General features: G+C 38.4%; 3 protein-coding genes. All 3 read left to right on the forward strand.

The features are described from left to right. A partial coding sequence (locus QA601_18635) for a hypothetical protein (protein MDG5817120.1) occupies positions 1-1,234 on the forward strand: 1,234 nt, incomplete at its 5' end. Then, complete coding sequence (locus QA601_18640; GenBank protein ID MDG5817121.1) at positions 1,224-2,099, forward strand: hypothetical protein; 876 nt, start codon at positions 1,224-1,226, stop codon at positions 2,097-2,099. The genes QA601_18635 and QA601_18640, both read left to right, overlap by 11 nt. 18 nt (positions 2,100-2,117) lie before the next feature. Continuing rightward, on the forward strand, positions 2,118-2,384 hold the full coding sequence (locus QA601_18645; GenBank protein ID MDG5817122.1) for a hypothetical protein: 267 nt from the start codon (positions 2,118-2,120) through the stop codon (positions 2,382-2,384). The last annotated feature ends 520 nt before the right edge of the window (positions 2,385-2,904 follow it).

The raw sequence follows: 2,904 nt of genomic DNA on the forward strand, positions 1-2,904 counted from the left end.
GGAATTGTTGGATAATGTAGAAAGATTATATTTTCATATTGATGGTCATGGAAGTGAAAAAGTTCATATTAGCCTGTACCTACCACCAAAAATCATACGTAGCATTACAAATAACGTTCAATACATTAGTAACACTATAGATGAGTTTATAACTTTTGATGTTAAATTCAGTGAAATAGTATTGGAGCAAATTACGAATGAAACGATACCTGGTACTGAGGAAGTGTATAATCCTTCCTGTGTGATAAAAGATGATTTCGCGGCATTTAAAATAGAGGTAGCAGGAGAAAATTTCAATCCTGAAATGGTAACCTGGCTTAGTAAGAAGGGTAAGGTACAATTCTTAAATGGTGCAGGTGAATTAACAGATCAAGGAAATGGTTTAATTACTGAAGTAAAAGGTATGAGAACCGGTGAAGACACGTTAATGGTGATGATTGATGGTTATGATGGCAGGCCGCCCGAAGTGCACATATCAGTGGTTGAATTAAAAAATTTAGATGTGTACACTCATATTGTAAAAAATATACTAGGAGAATCAGCTTTTACTGATGAAGAAATAGATGGTGCGTTTGAAGTTGCTAACCAGATAATGAAGCAAATTGGTGTTCGGTTAAACAGAAAACCCCTTGATTTTGATAATGACGCTAATCCTAATCAAAATATGTATTACGAATTGGAAAGTGCTGCACACTTACATAATCTGATTGACATGAAAAGGATCGAAGAGGGAGAAGGGGTAGAAGTGTACTTTGTAAAAGGCCAAAAGTTTGATAGGGGAATGATTGGAGAGGCTTATTACAACAGGGGTACTGTTATAACAAGATATGGGTTTCTTGACCCTCTAATACCTGAAGACGATGTATTTACCCCTCATCTACTGGCACATGAGATACTTCATTCAATGAGGAAAAATAGGAAAGATAGGCAACAGGTATTTGACATTTACACCGAAGTAAGAGATGCGATTGGGCAAGAGGTAACGTATCCCTCTGATGTTGTAGTTAATGATACACTTATTCCACTGGACTGGGGAACAGGGTATTACAGAAAGAATAGTACACAGGAAGAAATTATCAGAAGGCTTCTGATGTTTGGTACAAATGAAGATGGCCGTCGGGTTATTCCACGAGGGACAGTACATGGTTTAGACATTAATACCATATCTGCAATACATGTTAAATGTGGTGGCATAGTTGAATTAAAAGAAAGGTATTTTGCTCATGACCAATAAACCATGTAAATTTATGTGTTTTTACATATTCATAATAGCATACGTTGTATTAGCAGCAAATAATAAAAACTCGATTTATGATGATACTTTGGTAGATTGCACAAATGAGATGCTTAAAAAATGGGTGCTCGAATCAAATATACCTTTCGATTCATTTAAGCAGTTTTACGGCTTTTATAATATAAATCACTGTAAAATCGACTCTGTTTCCCTGCGGGAATGGTTGATGGAACATTACAAGGATTACAACCCTTTTGATACGACTAATACAATCGAAACGAAGCGGATGTATGAAATTGCAGGTGATGTATTCACAACAGAAGATGGTTGGGGCGACGATGCTGAAGAAGCAATGGTAAAGAGAATGCGGTTGTTGTTGGAGAATGATAGAATGGTATGGTATTATAGAAAAATGTGGGCTCTTGTTAAATATTCAGAGAACTGGTTTGAGCATATGATTGACTTGTACTATAATTTGGACACCACGAATATTGGAGAAAGGAGTTCAATATACAGAGCTCTGATCAGAAGGTTTGAAGACAGTGAAGATTCTGTAATACACAGAAATATGGAATCTGTTTTGTATGCGATACTTGCAAAAGGAAAAGAAGGACAAGGTCCATTAATGGTAATAGATAGTTATATTTCGACAAGATCAGAAGAGTACAGATATAGTATTCAAAGGTATTATATGTTTAAGGAAAGAAATGAAAAATTACGAGAAATAAGGAAACAAGGAAAACTCAAGGCATATTTTGCTTACTCTGATACTGTATTGTCAAAATTAGAAAGTAGGCTTCTTGGGAATTATTCGCCGCCATTTGATATCAGTAAAATGGAAAGACAGAAAAATAGATTGGAATAGATTGGGGGCGGACCAGAAATGTTCACTGTAATTGCCCTAAACCAAACTGCAATGGGCAATATTTTAACATTCCCGTCAAATTTCCAGTTCATAGAGCACGATGGGAATGCATTGCAACAAGCTTTGAGAGCTAAAAAGGTGCATTTCCCAAAGTTCACCGATTGCCGAAAAGATTATATTAGGTTAAACATCAGCATAAGCAGATACTTCCTGGCGCGCATTGCGGGTTCAGGTGTATTTGAGCACCTGAATAAAGGCAGAAAAATTGTGAACATTCATCCTTAAAATGCGATAGAAGGGGTAGCCATCGAGCTCTAAGGGGCTGAAAACAGGAAAAAAATAGGAAGAAATGGCCTTTAGAGGCATTAAAGGGCATTTGTGCTGGTCCGACCCGGGAAAATACTCTTCTTTGAATTCCAAATTCAGAATTTTTATCACGGGTCGCCCAAGGCGAAGTTGGCCACCCCCCAGTGAGGCCTGGTGGCAAGTGACTGGTTCCTCACGGGGGCGCCAAGAAACGTGCTTGCCCCGTGCAAGCGTGAAGGGTTCGGTTTATAGGGTAGGTTAAATTATATACAAAGCTACAGTTAATCCCACCCGGGATGATGGTTTAAGCGTCCCCCTAAAGATGTAATTCTGCCGCGGTTAGTCCTCAGCACAAGAAGATACTTCCTGACGCGCATTGCGGCTTCGGGTGTAATCGATTTGGATCTTGGTTCTGTGCAGGAAAAAACGATCAGGGAAGCCATTGATGAGGGCCACGACAACAACAAACTCTATTTAAAGCAGCAACAGGGGGATTTTT

It is taken from the genome of Chitinispirillales bacterium ANBcel5, from assembly GCA_029688955.1.
GTDB lineage: Bacteria > Fibrobacterota > Chitinivibrionia > Chitinivibrionales > Chitinispirillaceae > Cellulosispirillum > Cellulosispirillum alkaliphilum.

Bases quoted from the DNA above. Each gene is read 5' to 3' on its own strand.
- QA601_18640 (MDG5817121.1), top strand. From the start codon at position 1,224: ATGACCAATAAACCATGTAAATTTATGTGTTTTTACATATTCATAATA.
- QA601_18645 (MDG5817122.1), top strand. From the start codon at position 2,118: ATGTTCACTGTAATTGCCCTAAACCAAACTGCAATGGGCAATATTTTA.